Source organism: Nocardia sp. NPDC049220, from assembly GCF_040647855.1.
Lineage (GTDB): Bacteria > Actinomycetota > Actinomycetes > Mycobacteriales > Mycobacteriaceae > Nocardia.
The window spans coordinates 1,541,179-1,560,046 of sequence record NZ_JBEZDA010000001.1 but is presented as its reverse complement, the minus strand read 5'-3'; the positions used below and the strand labels follow the sequence as shown (position 1 = coordinate 1,560,046).

Here is an 18,868-nt window from a genome sequence, read left to right as displayed (position 1 = left end):
TGCCAGGGGGAGGTAGGCAGCCGCGCCGGTCATCGCGAGCGACCGCTGCCGGCGCCGTTGCGATCGCTTGTCCGCGGTTCCGTGTACGCGCTGTCGGCCGCGCTCGGGTGCTGAGCGCGTGAACGGCGCCGACCTTTCCGACGCCGTTGCCGGCGATCGGTCAGGCTGCCGTACGGTGTGGTCGTTGATCGAGCGCTTGTTCGCGCAGCTTGGTCAAGGTGCGCGAAAGAATACGGGAGACATGCATCTGCGAAACGCCGATGCGTTCGGCGATCTGGCCCTGGGTCAAAGATTCGAAGAACCGCATCACCAGCACGTCGCGTTCCAGCCCCGGCAGCGCGGCGATCAGCGGTCGTACCGCCATCGCGTCCTCGGTCAGCTGATAACACGGTTCCTCGGCGCCCAGCCGCGAGGCCAACGCGGCACCCCCCTCATCGTCGTCAACGAACACAGCGTCCAGGGAGTTGGTGTTGTAGGCGTTGGCTGCCAGTAGTCCCCGAGTCACTTCCGGTAGATCTACCTGCAGTTCGGCCGCGATCTCCCGCGCCTTCGGCATCCGGCCCATCCGCTGCGCCAGCCGTTCGACAGCCGGACCGATCCGGGCGTGGGTTTCTTTCGCCCGCCGCGGTACCCGCACACTCCAGGCGCGGTCACGGAAGTGCCGGCGTACTTCTCCCATGATGGTCGGCACCGCGAACGCCAGAAACGACGCCTGCCGGCTCACATCGAACCGATCGACCGCGTGCAGCAGACCGACGCACGCGACCTGCCGCAGGTCATCATGGGGTTCGCCGCGGCCGGCGAACCGGCGGGCGATGTGCTCGGCCAGCGGCAGGCACAACCGGATGATCTCCGCACGCAGCTCGTGGCGGTGCGGATCGGCGGCCTCGAGGGCGGCCAGCTTGTCGAACCAAGGTTCGATGTTCTCGTAGCTGTCGCGGCCGCGACGAGGATGGATTGTTCGGTTCGTCAGGTTCGGTTCGTTCATCACGAATTCCTACGCTGTGTCGACGCCAATTCTCCGGTAATAGCCAGAACGCCAGAAATTAAACCGGATCCACCGACCAAAAATCGGATCAGTTTCTCGGCAGTCCGGAGAATCACTAACCGACCAGCATGAATACCGCGCACGACCGAGGATGCGTAACCCCTGATCAATATCTGAATCAGCTAGCTGACCAGCTGCCGATGATGCGCTTGCGCAAATCGCGATAGCCACCGACAAGGCCGTGACCGAAGCCTCTGTAGATTCCCTCGTGGATCAACCGGAACTACCTACGACCAGCTGTACACAAAGCAAAGAAACCGGCGCCAATAGTTCTTTCACATGAACAAGAAACGGCCGCCGACTGGGCCGGAAATGACACTCTGAGGCGCATCTATTGGATTTTCGCGATTGTGCGCCGGTACGCGGCGTCGACGTTTCGAGGCGGACACGACCGACGCCGCCTACGCCGGTGGTAGAGAGAAGTGAAGACTGACGGTGTGCGGGATGACGAGGTTCAGCTGATCGTGGTGGATGCGGCGAATGTCGTGGGGTCGAAGCCCGATGGTTGGTGGCGCGATCGTGTCGGCGCGACCCGACGATTGCTCGAGCGACTCGCTGCCTCGAGAGCTGGCCTGGGACGACCGGCCGAGGTGGTTGTGGTGCTGGAGGGCGCGGCGAAGGCCGCGGTCACCGATCAGACGACACCGGACTTCGAAAGCCTGCGGGTGCTGCTGGCCGACGGTTCGGGAGATGACGCCGTCGTCGGTGCGGTAGCAGCAGCCGCCGAGCAACACAGCAACCGACCGATCACCGTGGTGACTGCGGATCGTGGCCTCCGTGCCCGGGTCGAAGCGATCGGGGCCGACACCGTCGGTCCGCACTGGCTGTTGGCCCGCATCGAGTCATAGCGAACTCGATCACTACTCTCTGCTGCGCGTCGGCACCATCGGAACTCGATCATGTCGACAACAGCCACGCGAGCGTCGAACCACTATGGTCGAGCGTTGAGGATGAAAGGATATCGCTATGGGCGCCATAGTAGTTCACGAGTTCATCGCACTCGACGGAGTGTTCGAGGATCCGTCCTGGACCTTCGAGTACGGCTTCGATCCCAAGATGGGTGAAACCCTCGGCGCGATCACGGCCGAGTCGAAGGCGATCCTGCTCGGCCGGACGACCTTCGAGATGTTCGCACCGGCCTGGTCGACCCGCGCGGCCGAGGACGACCCTGGGGCGCCATTTTTCAACGACACGATGAAATATGTCGTCGGCGCGCGGGAACCTCAGGTCGAATGGGCCAACAGCACCCGTCTGGGCCCGTACGACCCGAACGTCATCCGAAAGCTCAAGGACGACACGGACGGCAGCATCTACATCAGCGGCAGCGGCACGCTCGTCCGGGCACTCCTGGCGGACGGTCTGGTCGACAATTTGCACCTGTTCGTGTACCCGATCGCACTCGGCAAGGGCAAGCGACTGTGGCGCGACGGCGTCGACGCGACAAAGCTCGCGCTCGTGCGGTGTGAGGTGTACGACAACGGCGTCGTTCACCTCGACTACGGCCCAGCCGCAGCCTGACCTGATAGCAGCCCGCCGTCGACCGGACGCCCACGAGTGTGACGCGCACTCCGGGTAATCGCCGGCACAGTGACGACGGATGCCAGGATGGGTCGAGCCCGACGCCATGGCGTCGGGCTCGACCCAGTGATGCCGCTCATCAGCTCCACGTTCGCGTGGTTCAGCACCGGCAGGCACCGGCTGCCGACGACGCCCGGTCGCCGCGAGGATGGCAATCGAGGGCACGGGGGTCACCGCTGGTGGCCCCGCCCGCAGGGACTGATCCGCGAGCGGCCAATCCGCGACAAACCTGGATGTGTTTTCTGGCCCGGAGAAAAACATCCCGTTGGTTTTGAACCGTTTCGTCGTGAGTGCCGTAGGTCTGAGGTATAAGCCGACGAACTGGTTGGTCCAGATGTGTCTGGAGAGCATGTTATGGCTGAACAGCAACCGCAGTTCACTGTGTTCGGCGGCCCCGATGGTGCTCACATCCCCGTCGACCCGACTGCGGAGACCGCGACCGGCCTGCTCCATCGGCTGGGCGGTCCCGGCACCGTTCGGACCACCGAACGTCTCGCGATCCCGCACCACAGGCATATCCGGCTCGCCGGCCGCACGGTGAACAGCCGATCCGCCCTCTTCGACGGTGACCTGCGCTCCCGCGCTGCCAGTGACCAGACGGCCGACACACCAGCTCGCACACACAACGGCCGCACCAGCCGCCACGACGCGGACCAGCGCGTTCCCATCCGCCACACACGGATGACCGAACCCGAGGCTCTCGGCGCAGTCGGACACGTAGTCACGAAGGACTTGGATTACGCCCCCAGCCACCTCGACCTCACCCCAGTAACGAGAAGCCGATCATGAACACTGACGGAATCGTCGGGGCACGCTCCGGCATGCGACCGACCAATCTGTTCGCCGACGACCGGGCAACTCGCGAAACCGAGCATCCCCGCGCCGCCGAACTTCGCCAATGGACGCGGGAACACCTGTGCCGACCCCACCCGGACCTCGGCCGATCCGGCCCGGTTTGTCCCTACACCGCCCGCGCCATTGCGCATGAGTACCTCTGGGTCGCTTTCATCGAAGGCCGCCACATCGACACCGAGTACATCACCGCGATTGTCGACGACATGAACGATCTGTTTCCCGCCTTACCACCGCAACACAAGCCCGAAGCCAAAATAAAAGCCTTCCTCGCGGTCTTTCCCGACCTGACCGACTACGCCAACATCGACACCGTCCAGAATGACCAGAAAACACGGTTCGTCGACAAAGGACTGATGATCGGCCAGTTTTATCCTGGCTGCGCCACCCCGGGACTGCACAACCCGGACTTCCACGCACTCGACGCGCCGCTGCCACTGCTCGCCATACGCTATATGGCTCCCACAGACTTCCCGTTCCTCAACACCCGCCACGAGTGGATCGATACTTACCTCAAAATCTTCGCACCTAGCATCCCGGGCTTCATCAGCAATTCCCTTGCCGACAAACTCCTCGAAACACCCGCCCCCACCGTCGGCGCCGCACGGTCCGCGTCGCCGTCCGGAGCCGATTGATCGACGCCCGTAACGAGGGAAGCGGGTGTAAGTGTTTGTCTTGCGTGGCGATTCGGGCGTGGCGGAAACTACGCGTCCGCGCGCTGCGGCACGATGGTCGGATGCACATAGACCTTTCCGGACGACGCGCATTGGTATCAGGGTCGAGTCAGGGCATCGGATTGGCCATTGCGACAGAGCTGGCGCGGGCGGGGCATCGGTGGTGGTCAACGGAAGAGACCCGGACAAGACCGACCGCGCCCGCGCGACCATCACGAACGAGGTGCGCGGCGCCGAGGTGACCGCGGTGGCCACCGACCTCGCCTCCGCCGACGGCGCGGAGACGCTGCGTGAACAGGTCGACGAACTCGACATCCTCGTCAACAACCTCGGTATCTTCGGCGCCGAGCCCGTGCTCGAAATCGGGGACGACGAATGGCGGCACTATTTCGAAGTCGATGTCCTGTCCGCGGTGCGCCTGACCCGAATGTACTTGCCAGGAATGATGGGCCGCGGGTTCGGTCGGGTGCTGAACATCGCCAGCGATTCGGCGGTCGTGACCCCGATCGAGATGGTTCATTACGGCACAATGAAGACAGCCCTGTTGGCGGTCACCCGTGGGTACGCGAAAGCGGCGGCTGGCACCGGTGTCACAGTCAACTCGGTGATGGCCGGTCCGACACGCACACCCGGCGTCGAGGAATTCGTCCACGAATTGGTGGGCGACGAATTGTCATGGGACGAGGCCGAACAGCAGTTCATGAAAGATCATCGTCCACACTCGCTGATCCGACGTCTGATCGAACCGACCGAGATCGCCTACCTGATCGTGTACCTCAGTTCCGAGTTCGCCTCGGCCACGACAGGCGGTGCTCTTCGTGCCGACGGTGGCTACATCGATGCCATCCTCCCGTGAAAACCCGATAACCGGCACCACCAACGATCTCCCGAGTTCCCGTCCTGCTGTGCGGGACAGTGACGACAATTGTGCAGACACCGGCGCAATCGTGGCAGCATTTCGTTGAATGCGCTGGCGTGTGGTGGGCTCGGTCCGCCACGAAGAGATCGTGATGGTCGAATCGGCTGCCGGACAGCGCATTCGAGAACTGGACTGGTCGGCACCGTACCGAACGGTATCGGCGCCGCAGACCCTCGTTCGGAACTGTTCGAGACCTGATCCGACTTCTCGGTTCGCGCCGCCGGCGGTACTGGTGCAGCGGAAGATGGGCGATGAATGTACACGAACAACCTCGCGGGACGATGACCTTCGACGCTGATGGAGCGGCAATGGACCTGTACCGATCGACAGACCACGGCGGGCTGGACGTCGGAGGTCGGCTGTGACCGCGCCGGAGTCGGACCGATCCGCCGACTTGGTTCTCGCGGGCGGCGGCGCGAAAGGCGTCGGACTGGTGGGGGCCGTCGCCGCGCTGATCGACGCCGGTTACCAGGTCCAGCGAGTATCCGGCACTTCGGCCGGCGCGATGCTCGGGGCCATCGTCGCGGCGGCGTCGAAGCGAGGGCGGCTGACAGGTATCGAGGTGAAGGACCTGGCACTCGGTCTCGAGTACGACAAGTTTCTCGACAGTGGGCCGTTCGAGAGAATTCCCCTCGTCGGGCCGTCCTGGGCGATACTTCGGGGAAGCGGAATCTATCGAGGTGACTATGCCCACGAATGGATCGCCGCCAAGCTTCGCACACTGGGGGTGACTACGTTCGGTGACTTGCGCATCGACGACGAGACCCTCCCCGCACAACGGCAGTACTCCCTGGTGGTCACAGTGACGGATGTGACGACCGGCCAGCTGGTACGACTGCCCTGGGACTATGACCGGGTCTACGGTCTAGACCCGGATACGCAACCGGTGGCAGCGGCCGTGCGCGCGTCGATGGCGATTCCGTTCTTCTTCCGACCGGTCTCGTTGACCAGTACCGCGGGGGTAACTTCGACCTTGGTCGATGGCGGGGTGCTGTCGAACTTTCCGATCGATTCGCTCGATCGGACCGACGGTCACCTGCCACGCTGGCCCACCTTCGGAATTACGGTGCTGCCTCATTTGCCGGCCGGCAACATCACGGTGATTCCACAGCTCGGGCTGCTTCGCCGGTACGGGGCCCCGCACCTGTTCGAGAGTGTCCTCACCACCATGCTGGTCGGCCGCGATCAGGCATATTTGAACCAGCCCTGGGTGGACGCCCGGGCGATCCGGGTCGATTCGGCCGACGTCGGCGTACTGAACTTCGACATCACTGAACAAGAGATCGAAGCACTTTACCAAAAGGGGTATGCGGCGGCACAGCGATTCTTATCCACCTGGAATTGGCCGGAGTACGTCGAGCGCTTCCGGGTTCCGACCGGAAGATGATCGGCGAGCCGCCTCGCTGGCTCGAGCCGTCAGCGGGTTGTCGCGCCGCGCAGCCCAGCGCGGATCGCCGCCACAATCGCGTCCAGACCAACCTGATGCGAGCCCGACCAGTAGACGCGCTCGCAGTCGCGGCACCGCCGGAACGTGTCGTAGTAGCGGCGCGTAAGCGGTTCCAGCCGATCGTCGACTGCGGCCTCGGTGACCACGTCGACGATGCCGCCACAGCGCAGGCACCGAGTGAACGGCGCAAGGCGCTCGATCAGGTCGAGGCGCAGGATCACCTCGACGATCTGATCGATCGGCCGGTCCGACCGCACGAATACACCATGAGTGACATTGCGGCGCTTCAACAGGCCTCGATCGCGGGTGAGCAGAATCCGATGCTCGGCCGCCGACACCTCGGCGAGTTCGGCATCACCGGCATCCCACCGGCAGTCGACGTCCAAGCCCATCAGCCGCATCATCTTGGCAAGACCGCCGAGATTGACATCGGCGACGAAGCGCGACTCCCGGAGCGGACGTGGGCGCACCCGAGTGATCCGTGCGATATCGAGCGTCTCGAATACCGGATACACAGTGATCCGGTCGCCGGCCACCGGGCGATGGTCGAAGCCCACCGGTTGCCCGTTGACGAGAATCAAATCGACCTCGGTGTGGGGGATGCCGGCGGCTTCGACGATGTCCTTCACGGTCTGGTGCGGACGGACGGGTCTGTCGGACACCGTGTATCGCTGGTCGGGCCGCAGGAAGTCGTTCAACTCGGCGAAGACCCGGATACCGATGTTCATTCTACGAACAGCGCCATCGCCGCGGTGAAGCCGTGCAGCGCGTTACGTCCGGCGATGGGACCGATCTCACCGGCGGCGAAGAAGCCCGCGAGCGGTATGCCGCCGAGCAAGTCGCCGATCGTGGCAGCGTCGTGATCCGCCACACCGAACATCCGCCGGCCGCGTCCGTTGCACGTGAACAGCAGCGCACCTGCCGGGCGCCCCGGGAGGTCCGAACTCGCCTGCGCGAGGGCGGCTCGCAGATCTTTGTCCGCTCGGACCGCATCGCGAACCTGGAACTGTATGGTCGTGCCGACCTCGACAACCTCGCCGATCTCGATCGTGCCGCTCGACGGGTCGGCGCCGAGAAGGCCGCGAATCAGGAAGTCGCCCTGCCCCGGCGCTGCCAGGTGCTCGTCCACCACAATGCCGATCTGTAGGCCGTGGGTCAGCAGTTCCTGCTGATCAGGCGGTAGCAGTTCGACCATCTCACGCAATCGTTCGACCGGCGGCCGGCCGCCGAGTTCGGTGATCAGCGCGCCGTGCGCGCCGGTGACGATATACGGGTATCCGATCGGCCGACAGCCCTGCGAGACGATCGAAACGCCGCACCGTCCGGGAAGCCGTACGCCGACCGCACCGGATGTCGACACGTCGCGGTCGCAGAACAGCCTGCTGCCGTCTGGACCCCGTGCACCGCTCACCAACCCGCCCATGACGAGGGTGCCGGGCAGATCGGCGTTCAAGTGCTCGAGCAGGAGGTCGGCCGGGAACGAGTAGGGGTCCGGCAGCAACAAATGGAAGTCGCGGGCGGCCTGATCAAATCGGTAGCCGGCCAATAGCCCACCGGTCGCCGTGCGGACGAATTCCAACTGGAATGTCTCGGCGGCGGGCAATCCGGATGCCAGCCACACCACCACCGCGGGCTCGTCCTCCATCTCATGACGACCCGCCACGACAGCCTGGGCCACACATCCGACCAGGGCGGGGACCTGGACCGCCTGGTGGACACCCGCGAGCACGGCCGAGGCCTCGTCGGTGTACGCCCGTGACGCGAGCAGCACGCCGAGCGACACCGTCTCGCCCGCGAGCTGGTCACGCGCGCACGCTGCGGCCTGCGCGCCTGCCTGCCGCGCCTGCGGCGCGGTGGAGAGCCCGACCCCGATCCGCACCCTTCCATCGTAGCCAACCCGGAGAATGCATAGGTATTGTTGCCGCGCAATACATTTCAGACACGCGCCCCGGATTCGGACACCATTTGACGCGCGCCGGCCACACCGATGACGAAGCCATGACGATCGTGCGACGTTGCCCGCCCCCAGAGTTGGCTCCAGATCACCGGGCGGATCCGGAAGGACAGCCATTCCGGTCGAGGCCGCCCAGCACAGGGCATTTTGCCTATCACCCGCTACGACCATCCGGGGGCGCCGTCGACATCGTTCGGTGCATGCATCCGGAGCCCGCAGGAGGCCGCGTCGGTTCGCAGATCATGATTGAGTAGCCAGCGGGTCCTCGGGTTCAGCGCTGGTGCGGAGGCCTTCCCGGATCAGCGCGATCACGGTATCGGCGGTCCGGTCGAGGTGGCTTCGGCCGTCGGAAAGCCGGGCCTGCGGGCTGATGTAACTGCGCGGACCGACGTGGGTGGCCGGGTCGAGCGAGTGCACCGTAATCTTTCCTCCGCGGGCGGCCCGGTTCCATCCGCTCCAGCGGACCAGCCGCCACCGCTGCGGAAAGATCCACATACCGGCGCGCTCGATCCAGTCGCTGGCAGCGGTGAGACGGTAGACGTGCTGGGCGTGACTGATGTCGTTGGCGCCGTTGCAAAATCCGCCGATGGTGGTGAGCCAGAGCGGGCAGCGCAGCTGAGACCACAGTTCGTTCACCGCGCCGGTGGCGACCTGGGCACCACCGCTGTAACTGAGCAGCACCACGGGGATACCGCTGGCAGGACGGTAGCCGGCGAGCTGGAGCTGGGCAGCGATCTGCGAACCGACGGCGCGGTTGTACAGGGGGCGATACCGGCGGTCGGCGGCGACGAAGATCTGCATCACGTTGTGCAGAAAGAGCACCAGCCCGATCCGGCGGCGCAGCCATGTCCACACCGGCCGGTCGGCGAGCGGATGAGCCAGCGGAGAGTAGGGCTGGATCTGGCCCAGCACCCTGAGCTCTGGCGCCTTCCCGATCAGGGAGTCGACTAGTTGGCCGCCGTCGCGGGTGTCCTGGAATCGACGTTTCCCGATGCCGTCGAGATAGACCAGGTAGGCGTCCGGAGGGCGGTCCGCGTCCGCGCCCCGCGCGTAGGGCATCCGAAGGGGGAGCGCGGTGGTGGGGGTCCGCCAGCCAGCGGTATAGGCCAGCACCTCGTAACGGGCGAGCAGCGCTTCGGCGAGCAACGCCGGTCCGATCCCGACGAGCAACAGCAGAAGCGCGAACTCGATCATGTGAGTCGCTCCGGCGCTCTGGTCCTGTTGAGCGTCGCGACCAGACGACGGACGCCTTCGACGGCGACGCCGAGTCCGATTCCCGCGACGGCTATGCAGCCGGTGGCCTCCCACCAGCCGACCCCGGCCAGGCGGGCGAGCGAGGTGGCGAGGCCGGCCCCTACTCCCGCCATCAGCAGCAGGTGTAGTAGCGGGCCGAGTAGGGGGAACGCGAGGACTGCGGCGAGTAGCAGCGGAGCGGCCAGGGCTGGTGTCCAGACCAACGCGCCCTCGTCAGACGGTGACGTAGGCAGTACCAGTTCCGCCAAGGTCCATGCGGACAGCGGCCAGAGCGCGAAGACGGCGCCGTCGACGACGGCGCCGGCCAGCATCAACAAGGCCGCCCGAGTGCGGGACACGCCGGACAGGCGTGCCACCACGGGCACGAGACGCCCGGCGGCCTCGGACAGACCGGCGAGCAGTAGCAGGATCGCGACGAAGGGGGACACCGGTCAACCCTGCGATGGCAGCTCAGGGGGCCCGCACTGGGTGGCGCCGGTCTGCCGTAGGTAGCGTTCGAGTTCGTCGGCGGCGCGGGGATAGCCGCTCGCCAGATGTTGGGCGCTCTGCAGGATACGCACGGCGACCTGGAACCGAGGCTCGGCGAGCAGGCGCTGAGCGAGGGCGCGCACGGACTCCACGGTGACATCCTCGGGGCGGATCGACAGGCCGGCATCGAGTTCGACGAGGCGGCGAGCGACCAGTGTCTGATCGGCCCCCTGCGGGACCGCTAGCATCGGGACGCCGGCATACAGGGCCTCGTTGACGCTGTTGACCCCGCCGTGGGTGATGAACAGCGCGGTGTGGGCGAGCACGTCCAGCTGCGGTACCGAACTGGAGGCGATCACGTTGGCGGGCAGCGGGCCGAGTTCGGCGGGGCTGGTGTGTCCGGTGGAGATGATCACGATCCCGCCCAGTGGGGCGAGTGCGTCGGCGAAGGTGCGCAGCAGCCGTGGGCCGGCGTCGAACACCGTGCCCATGGAGACGTACAGAACCGGGTCCCGCAGCCGGTCGATCGGGAACGACGAGTCAGGTGGGCGGGCGCCGATGCTCGGTCCGACGAACTGGTAGGACTGATCGAAACTGTCGGCGTCGGGATGGAACACCCGTGAGGTGTAAACCAGGTTGAGCGGCTGGCGGATGTCCGCCAGGTCGATCGCTGGCACCGCGCGCGTATCGTAGCGGCGGCGCAGTTCCCAGCGGGACCTGAGATAGCCTCCGACGCTGCGCGGAAGGGCCGCCGCTGCGGCGAGTAGGGCCCAGGAGGCGCGGGTGGGACTGGGCACCTGCCGGTTGAACGCGAACGTGGTGAACGACGACGCCGCTGGCACGTCGAGTTCCCGGGCGGCCACCGGCCCCCACAGGCAGGCAGATCCGTGCACGATCAGATCGGGCCGGGTGCCGCGGAGATCGGTGAGGACTCCGGGCAGCACCTGGACCGCCGTGCGTGCAAGTTGCTCCATGAGCGTGACCGCCGTCGGCGGGCCGGACAGCGGTATTTCGTCCCCGGCATACAGGAACACTCGCGCGCCGGTGGCCGCGATTTCCTCGGCGTACGCAGGTGTCGTGTGGTAGGTAACAGAGTGGCCACGATGGACAAGCTCGGCCGCGACCGGCAGTGTCGGGTTGATATGACCGTGCATGCCGATGTTGAGGAATGCGACTGCGCTCATCGGCTGACTCCAGCTGGGGAATGAGCCGGCGTCCGGCAACCTGTGGCGATCATGATTCGCCCTCACCTCCGCGAGCGGAACATCGCGTTCGTTCGGGCTCAGTATGCCAGCGGCAATGATCCACTCGGCCGGGGCCCCGAGCTGCGATCGGTACCGTTGCCTTGTCGCGAACGGCGATGTTGTCGTACCGGGGCGGGCCGGCCGCCGTCGTTGCGGTCGGACCGGGTGGCGCAAGTGATCGAGGTGACATCGGAGCAGGTCGGAGTCCGATGCCGGCACGGAACTACACGGCCGACACCGGGCGACGAGCACCAGGTCCAGCGAAGTACGCGTGCATGTCGACAACAGTCCCGGCGTCGCCGGTTTCGACATGCACCTGGCTCATGAGGCCCTGCATCAATTCGAGCCCGCGACCACGGTGGTTGTCGGGCGCCGACGTGACGGGCTGCCATCGGCCGTTGTCGCTGACGGTGAGGTGCACTCCGTCCCGGATCGTCGAGGCATGGAGGCGGACGCTGCCGCCGGCCCTGCCCCGGTGGCCGTGCTCGATAGCGTTCGCGCACGCCTCGTCAGCGGCAATCAGCACGCTCCACGCGTCCTCTCCCCCGATCTGACAGCACGCCAGCCAAGTGCGCAGCGCACGGCGCACAGCAGCCAGCCGAACTGGCTCGGCGGAAAAAGTCAGGTCCAGCGGCGCGGGCGCGCGGCGACCTCGGTTCGCCATATATTCACCTCCATTGCTTCTGAACCGCGACACGGACGAGTGCTGCGTCGACGTCGATGTGCCTGGCGGTACCCGATTGACCTCATCTCACACGTTCGGCGGCCGACGGGCCACACCGGAGATCCGCTGGCGGCGGATCCGTCTCGCCGGACACGCACTCGCCGATTTCCCGTGACCTATTCCACTCCGGCGCGAGCGAACACCCCTGCCGGTCAACGCGTATGGCGGCGCGATGGGTGATCGCCTCGGACACGATGGGGTAAGTTGACCGCGGAATGCCTTATTCTCTGCGCCGTTTCGAGAGCGCCAGAGGTTCGACACGCAGCGGAGGTTGGAAGTGGCGTATTACGGCCCGAGAAGCGAAAGTGGGACCGAGCGTCCGGACCGAGCGCTATCCGTGTGTGATCACGTGACCGGACGGTGCGCAGCCGTGGGCGGTGCGCGGTGAGCACCGAAGGCTCACCGCGGGCGCTCGAGGTCCAGGTGCGATCGGCGGGCGACGTCCTGATCGTGACCGTACACGGCGAGATCGATATGGCATCCGCACCGCAGTTGCAGTCGGCGCTCGAACAGGCACTCCTCGAAACACCGCCCACTGTTGTCGTGGACATGTCGAACGTGGGATTTCTCGGCTCCGCCGGCCTCAGTGTCCTGCTCGCGGCGTCAGAGGCGACCGGTCCTGGTCGCCTCCGGGTGGTGCCCAGTGACGCGGCGCGACGGCCGATCGAGGTAACCGCGCTGGACCGGCTGCTCACCGTATTCGACACCGTCGAGGCCGCGGTGGCGGCCGAAAAGACACCGCCGAACTGAGCACGGCGATTCTCGAACTCCTCCCGTTCGGCCGGCCCACGGTCGGATAGCTTCCTCCCGCGCACTCCGCAGCAGGTGTCGATCCACGCGGTCCAACCGCTCGGCAGGCCAGAAACGCTCCTGGCTCCTATCCGACGACACGAGGCAGGCAGCCGGCACACCGCGCACACCGCGTGGGTTTCAGGTGCGCAACACCGGGTATCTGCCCGGTCGTCGACACCGTGTCGACCACTGTGCTCCGGGAGGAGGCCGTATGACAGAGAACCGCCAACATCGGCTGGTGGGGGTGTCCGCGGCGGCCGCATTGGCGGATCTCGGATTCGCCTCTGTCGCGTCCGGGGTCATCGCGCGGAGGCGGCCGGTGCTGGGCTTGCTCGAGCACACCAAGGCCGATTCCCGGGTGATCGAGCGCATGCGTCAACTGCGCCGCGAATTCGGATCCGGCCCGGTCGAACTCGTCGTGCCGGGACGTCGGATCGTGGTGGTTCTCGACCCACAGGACGTCGGCCGGGTATTGGCCGACTCACCGATGCCGTTTCACCCGGCGAATCGGGAAAAACGCGCCGCGCTGCGTCAGTTCCAGCCACACGGTGTGTTGTTGTCCGACGGCCCGATCCGAACGCAGCGTCGAGCCCTGAACGAAGCCGCGTTGGACACCGCCGAGCCGCTACATCGGCTCGCCCTGCCCTTCGCCGCCATCATCGCGGACGAGGCGCGGGAGTTGGTCGTGTCGGCGCTGCACCGCGGGCACATGGACGCGACGCAATTCACCGTCCAATGGTGGCGATTGGTGCGCCGACTGGTACTCGGCGACCGTGGCCGCGATGACACCACGCTCACCGATGAACTAGGGCGGCTACGCTCGGCGGGCAATTGGTCATTCCTGGCCCCGGCGCACCGCAGGCGACGCGACCTGTTCACCAATCGCCTCTACCGCTACGTCGAGTCCGCGCAGCCCGACAGTCTGGCCGGTGCGCTGGCCGCTGTCCCCGCGGCGGGCGCGACGGATCCCGTCGGACAGATCCCGCACTGGCTGTTCGCCTTCGATGCTGCCGGCATGGCGCTGAGCCGAGCGCTGGCAGTGCTGACTACCCATCCCGAGCAAGCCGCCCGGGCGCAGGCCGACGCCGCCGCCCCCGATCGCCTCGACCTGCGGAGCTACCTGCGGGCCTGTGTGCTCGAGTCGGTGCGGTTGTGGCCGACCACACCGACGATCCTGCGCGATATCACTACCGACACACAGTGGCGTGACGGCGAGGACTGCTTCACCATCGCGGCAGGTGCCGCGCTGATGATCGCGGTCCCGGCATTCCATCGAGATCCCGACCTGCTTCCCTTCGCCGACGAGTTCGTTCCGGATATCTGGCTCGACGGCCGCGTGGAGCAGTATCCGCAACTCGTCCCCTTCAGCGCGGGCCCGGCCGACTGTCCTGGCCGCAACCTCGTTCTGTTCGTCACGAGCACGCTGCTCGCGCACCTGCTCACCACGGCGGAGTTCCGGCTGCGGTCTACCCCGCAGCCGGACCCGAATGCTCCGCTGCCGGTGACATTGAACAACTTCGGGCTCGACTTCGTGGTCGAACCATGCATGACACAGACTGGTTAGCCTTCCGGTAATCCGACGAACTCGCCGAACACGGTGTCACCCACCACGGCGCGATTCGGGTGCGCCGTGCTACTGGTTGGCACCCGCGATACCACCGATGATGCCACCGATCACGCAGCCGGGCAGGAACCCGACAATCAAGAAGAGCAGACCGATCAGCGTCCCGACGGCGCAGCCGATCAAGACACCTGCCACCGTGGTGCCCGCGTCACCGATGAACTGTGGCGCACCCAGTTCCGGGACCGCGGCCCCGACCGGTGTCAACGTCAAAGTGGTCCCGGCCGCGTCGACTTCCGGCGTCACCCGAACCTGCTGACCAGCCACCGTCTGTAGGGTCGTCGGCACGGTGGCGACCGCTGCACCGTCCGGCGCACGCACCGTCACGATGGTGCCCGACGTCACGGCGAACGTACCCGAGGTCACGGTGACCGTCGCGCTCGACCGGTCGGGCGCGACGGCGGCCGTGTAGGCGATACCCTGGTCGACGCCACCGATCACCTGGTCGGGCACCTCGGCCTGGCCGTACGCGGTGGCGGCCGTGACACCGGTGGCGGCAATGGTCAGCAGTGTGGTCGTCAGTAATTTTCTGAGTTTCATGAGACTTCCCGATCATCCAGCCGATTCGATGATGTCGTTTCCCCGGAAACGGCGATGGAGCATCCCTAATGATGCGCGCTAGACGTGCCGATGTCGAGAGCTGAAAGTATCGAATCACCCTGCAAGATCGAATATTTCGGCATTACCTCGAAAAATACGGGGTCGAATTCAGCGTTATTCCAATTCCCCTTCGGTCTCCAGATAGACCTGACGCAGCCGATCGAGGGTGGCCCGGTCGGGCTTCTCCCAGAGCTTACGCTCGGCCGCTTCGAGCAGCCGCTCGGCAATGCCGTGCAGGGCCCACGGGTTGGACTGCGCCAAGAACTTGCGGTTCACCTCGTCGAAAACGTAGCTTTCCGACAGCTTCTCGTACATCCAGTCGGCGACGACATTCGTCGTGGCGTCGTAGCCGAACAGGTAGTCCACCGTCGCCGCCATCTCGAAGGCACCTTTGTAGCCATGCCTGCGCATGGCTTCCAGCCAGCGTGGGTTCACCACGCGGGCACGGAACACCCGCGAGGTCTCCTCCGAGAGCGTCCGGGTGCGCACGGCGTCGGGGCGGGTGCTGTCGCCAATGTATGCCACCGGGTTCTTCCCGGTCAGCGCGCGTACCGTAGCGACCATGCCGCCGTGGAACTGGAAATAGTCGTCGGAGTCGGCGATGTCGTGCTCACGGGTGTCGGTGTTCTTCGCAGCCACCGCGATTCGCCGGTAGGCGCCGCGCATGTCGTCGGCAGCGGGCGCGCCATCGAGGTCGCGGCCGTAGGCGTAGCCACCCCAGGTGGTGTACACCTGCGCGAGGTCATCGTCGGTGCGCCAACTCTTCGAGTCGATCAGCTGCAGCAGACCCGCGCCGTAGGTACCCGGCTTGGAGCCGAATATGCGGGTGGTCGCTCGCCGCTGATCACCGTGCTCGGCGAGGTCGGCCTGGGTGTGCGCGCGCACGTAGTTCGATTCGGCGGGCTCGTCCAGGTCGGCGACCAGGCGCACCGCGTCGTCCAATAGGGCCAGCACATGCGGGAAGGCGTCACGGAAGAAGCCACTGATCCGCACGGTGACATCCACCCGGGGGCGGCCCAATTCCGCGAGTGACATCACTTCGAGTGTCGTGACCCGTCGGCTCGCCTCATCCCAGACCGGTCGGACGCCCAGCAGCGCAAAGACTTCCGCGATGTCGTCGCCGGACGTGCGCATCGCAGAGGTACCCCACACCGAAAGGCCAACCGACCGCGGGTATTCGCCATGATCGGCCCGGTACCGGTCCAACAGCGATTCCGCCATGGCCTGACCGGTTTCCCAAGCCAGGCGCGACGGCACGGCCTTCGGGTCGACCGAATAGAAGTTGCGGCCGGTGGGCAGTACGTTGATCAGACCGCGCAGCGGAGACCCGCTCGGACCCGCCGGAATGAAGCCGCCCTTCAGCGCGTGCAGCACCCGCTCGATCTCCACGCCGGTCTGCCGCAGCCGCGGCACCACCTCGGTGGCAGCGAATCGCAGCACCCGGCGGACCTCGGCATCCTCGGTGAGACCATCCACCGCGTCCGGCGACCAATTCGCCGCCTGTAGCCGCGAAACCAGCTCGCGGGCAAGGGATTCCACGGTGTCAACCCGCTCACGGGCCTCGGCTCCGGACTCATCGAGGCCGAGCGCTTCCCGCAGGCCGGGCACGGAGCGCTCGCCGCCCCACAGCTGACGGGCACGCAGCATGGCGAGCACCAGGTCGAGTTCACTCTGCCCCGTGGGCGCCTCGCCGAGCACGTGCAGACCGTCGCGGATCTGGACGTCCTTGATCTCGCACAGCCAGCCATCGACATGCAACAGCATGTCGTCGAAGGACTCCTCATCCGGACGTTCGGCGAGGCCGAGGTCGTGATCCATCTTCGCCGACCGCATCAGCGTCCAGATCTGCTGACGAATGGCCGGAAGTTTGGCCGGGTCGAGCGCCGCGATGTTGGCGTGCTCGTCGAGAAGTTGCTCCAGACGCGCGATGTCACCGTAGCTTTCGGCACGGGCCATCGGCGGAATCAGGTGGTCGACGAGGGTAGCGTGCGCGCGCCTTTTGGCCTGGGTTCCCTCGCCGGGGTCGTTCACCAGGAAGGGGTAGATCAGCGGCAGGTCGCCGAGTGCGGCGTCGGTGCCGCAGGAGGCGGACATACCGAGTGTCTTGCCGGGCAACCACTCCAGATTGCCGTGCTTGCCGAGGTGCACCAGCGCGTCGGCGGCGAAACCCTCCGGCGCGCTGAGCCAGCGGTAGGCAGCGAGGTAGTGATGGCTCGGCGGCAGATCCGGGTCGTGATAGATGGCGACCGGGTTCTCGCCGAAGCCGCGCGGGGGCTGCACCATCAACACGATGTTGCCGAAACGCAGCGCGGCGATGACGATCTCGCCGTTTGGATCGGCCGAGCGGTCGACGTATAGTCCGCCCGGGGCCGGCCCCCACGCCTCGACGACGGCTTCACGCAGATCTACCGGCAGGGTGTCGAACCAGGCGGCATAGGTCGCCGCACCGATGCGGATCGGATTGCCCTCCACCTGTTCGTCGGTCAGCCAGTCCGGGTCCTGCCCGCCGGCCGCGATCAGCGCGTGCACGAGGGCATCACCGTCGCGTTCGGCCAGCCCGGGAATCTCGTCGGGTTCGCCGAGATCATAGCCGGCGGAACGCATTTCGGTGAGCAGACGGATCGCGCTCGCCGGGGTGTCCAGGCCGACGGCGTTGCCGATCCGGGCGTGCTTGGTCGGGTAGGCCGACAGCATGACAGCGACGCGCTTGCGCGCGGCGGGAATGTGACGCAGCCGGGCATAGCGGGTTGCGATGCCCGCGACCCGGGCCGCGCGTTCGGGGTCGGGGACATAGGTGGACAGGCCGTCGGTGTCGAACTCTTTGAACGAGAACGGGACGGTGATGATCCGGCCGTCGAACTCCGGCACGGCGACCTGGGTGGCGACGTCCAATGGCGACAGGCCGTCGTCGTTGGCCTCCCACTGGTCCCGGCCGCTGGTCAGGCAGAGACCCTGCAGAATGGGCACATCCAGATCGGCCAGCGCACCGACGTCCCATGCTTCGTCCTCGCCGCCCGCGGAGGCGGTGGCGGGTTTGGTGCCGCCGGCGGCCAGCACGGTGACCACGAGGGCGTCCGCCCGTCGCAGCGTGGTGAGCAGTTCCGGCTCGGCGGTCCGCAGCGACGCACAGTACAGCGGCAGCGGGCGGGCGCCGGCCTGTTCGATCGCGGTGCACAGCGCATCGATGTACGAGGTATTGCCTGCGAGATGCTGCGCACGGTAATAGATCACCGCGACCGTCGGACCCTCGACCGGCGCCGCGGGCCGGTCCAGTGCACCCCAACTCGGCAGTTGGACCGGCGGCTCGAACCCGTATCCGGTGAGCAGCACGGTGTCGGAGAGGAAGTTGTGCAGCTGACGCAGATTCGCCGGGCCACCCGCCGCGAGGTAGTTGTGCGCGTCGGCTGCGACGCCGCCCGGCACGGTTGAGCACTCCATCAACTCGGCGTCCGGGGCGATCTCGCCACCGAGCGCGATCAGCGGTACGCCGCTGGCGCGCACTGCCGACAGCCCGTCTTCCCAGGCCCGCTTGCCGCCGAGGATTCGGACGACCACCAGATCAGCGCCGACGAGTAGATCCGGCACATCGTCGACCAGCAGACGAGCGGGGTTACCCCATCGGTAGTCGGCACCGCTGGCGCGGGCGCTGAGCAGATCGGTGTCGGACGTGGACAGCAGCAGAATCACAGGTGG

At 66.3% G+C, this 18,868-nt stretch carries 16 protein-coding genes and 1 pseudogene; 8 read left to right on the top strand and 9 right to left on the bottom strand.

What is annotated here, in order from left to right:
- Window positions 1-160: 160 nt before the first annotated feature.
- Window positions 161-988, bottom strand: a complete 828-nt coding sequence (locus AB0C34_RS06980) for an RNA polymerase sigma factor SigF (protein WP_357068214.1) — start codon at window positions 986-988, stop codon at window positions 161-163.
- Window positions 989-1,485: 497 nt separating this feature from the next.
- Here AB0C34_RS06980 and AB0C34_RS06975 point away from each other — a divergent pair, with 497 nt between their 5' ends.
- The 6 genes and pseudogenes from AB0C34_RS06975 (at window position 1,486) to AB0C34_RS06950 (ending at window position 6,458) form a co-directional block, all read left to right on the top strand.
- Window positions 1,486-1,896, top strand: a complete 411-nt coding sequence (locus tag AB0C34_RS06975) for a hypothetical protein (protein WP_357068552.1) — start codon at window positions 1,486-1,488, stop codon at window positions 1,894-1,896.
- Window positions 1,897-2,014: 118 nt separating this feature from the next.
- A complete protein-coding gene (locus AB0C34_RS06970) occupies window positions 2,015-2,566 on the top strand; it encodes a dihydrofolate reductase family protein (protein WP_357068212.1) in 552 nt (183 codons plus the stop codon).
- Window positions 2,567-2,980: 414 nt separating this feature from the next.
- Window positions 2,981-3,415 carry a hypothetical protein gene (locus AB0C34_RS06965; RefSeq protein ID WP_357068210.1) on the top strand — a complete coding sequence of 145 codons (435 nt, stop codon included), beginning with the start codon at window positions 2,981-2,983 and terminating at the stop codon, window positions 3,413-3,415.
- The gene (locus AB0C34_RS06960; RefSeq protein ID WP_357068208.1) at window positions 3,412-4,113 is read left to right on the top strand and encodes a DUF6875 domain-containing protein; all 702 of its coding nucleotides are present in this window, start codon (window positions 3,412-3,414) and stop codon (window positions 4,111-4,113) included. The genes AB0C34_RS06965 and AB0C34_RS06960 overlap by 4 nt, the downstream gene beginning before the upstream one ends.
- A gap of 101 nt (window positions 4,114-4,214) precedes the next feature.
- A pseudogene (locus AB0C34_RS06955) lies at window positions 4,215-5,008 on the top strand (SDR family oxidoreductase).
- A 424-nt stretch (window positions 5,009-5,432) separates the two neighbouring features.
- Entirely contained in the window at window positions 5,433-6,458 is a 1,026-nt protein-coding gene (locus AB0C34_RS06950; RefSeq protein WP_357068206.1) for a patatin-like phospholipase family protein, read from the top strand.
- Between the two features lie 29 nt (window positions 6,459-6,487).
- Here the strand turns inward: AB0C34_RS06950 and AB0C34_RS06945 are convergent, their stop codons facing one another.
- The 6 genes from AB0C34_RS06945 to AB0C34_RS06920 all read right to left on the bottom strand — a co-directional run bounded on the left by AB0C34_RS06945 (window position 6,488) and on the right by AB0C34_RS06920 (window position 12,102).
- A complete protein-coding gene (locus AB0C34_RS06945; RefSeq protein WP_357068204.1) occupies window positions 6,488-7,246 on the bottom strand; it encodes a Mut7-C RNAse domain-containing protein in 759 nt (252 codons plus the stop codon).
- A complete protein-coding gene (locus AB0C34_RS06940; protein ID WP_357068202.1) occupies window positions 7,243-8,397 on the bottom strand; it encodes an FIST N-terminal domain-containing protein in 1,155 nt (384 codons plus the stop codon). The genes AB0C34_RS06945 and AB0C34_RS06940 overlap by 4 nt, the downstream gene beginning before the upstream one ends.
- A gap of 315 nt (window positions 8,398-8,712) precedes the next feature.
- Window positions 8,713-9,666 (bottom strand): hypothetical protein, encoded by a 954-nt coding sequence (locus tag AB0C34_RS06935; RefSeq protein WP_357068200.1) that lies wholly within the window; start codon window positions 9,664-9,666, stop codon window positions 8,713-8,715.
- Window positions 9,663-10,154, bottom strand: a complete 492-nt coding sequence (locus AB0C34_RS06930; RefSeq protein ID WP_357068199.1) for a hypothetical protein — start codon at window positions 10,152-10,154, stop codon at window positions 9,663-9,665. The genes AB0C34_RS06935 and AB0C34_RS06930 overlap by 4 nt, the downstream gene beginning before the upstream one ends.
- Window positions 10,155-10,157: 3 nt before the next feature.
- Window positions 10,158-11,378 (bottom strand): macrolide family glycosyltransferase, encoded by a 1,221-nt coding sequence (locus AB0C34_RS06925; protein WP_357068197.1) that lies wholly within the window; start codon window positions 11,376-11,378, stop codon window positions 10,158-10,160.
- 283 nt (window positions 11,379-11,661) lie between these two features.
- A complete protein-coding gene (locus AB0C34_RS06920; protein ID WP_357068195.1) occupies window positions 11,662-12,102 on the bottom strand; it encodes an ATP-binding protein in 441 nt (146 codons plus the stop codon).
- A gap of 444 nt (window positions 12,103-12,546) precedes the next feature.
- Between AB0C34_RS06920 and AB0C34_RS06915 the strand changes: the two genes are divergently transcribed.
- Window positions 12,547-12,912: an STAS domain-containing protein gene (locus AB0C34_RS06915; RefSeq protein ID WP_357068193.1), complete on the top strand. Its 366-nt coding sequence runs from the start codon at window positions 12,547-12,549 to the stop codon at window positions 12,910-12,912.
- Between the two features lie 253 nt (window positions 12,913-13,165).
- Window positions 13,166-14,518, top strand: coding sequence for a cytochrome P450 (locus tag AB0C34_RS06910; RefSeq protein WP_357068191.1), 1,353 nt, complete (start codon window positions 13,166-13,168; stop codon window positions 14,516-14,518).
- A gap of 69 nt (window positions 14,519-14,587) precedes the next feature.
- On the opposite strand, the gene AB0C34_RS06905 is transcribed toward AB0C34_RS06910, so the two are convergent.
- Both AB0C34_RS06905 and AB0C34_RS06900 read right to left on the bottom strand, forming a co-directional pair.
- Entirely contained in the window at window positions 14,588-15,115 is a 528-nt protein-coding gene (locus AB0C34_RS06905) for a hypothetical protein (RefSeq protein ID WP_357068189.1), read from the bottom strand.
- Between the two features lie 174 nt (window positions 15,116-15,289).
- A complete protein-coding gene (locus tag AB0C34_RS06900) occupies window positions 15,290-18,862 on the bottom strand; it encodes a cobaltochelatase subunit CobN (protein WP_357068188.1) in 3,573 nt (1,190 codons plus the stop codon).
- Window positions 18,863-18,868 lie beyond the last annotated feature (6 nt).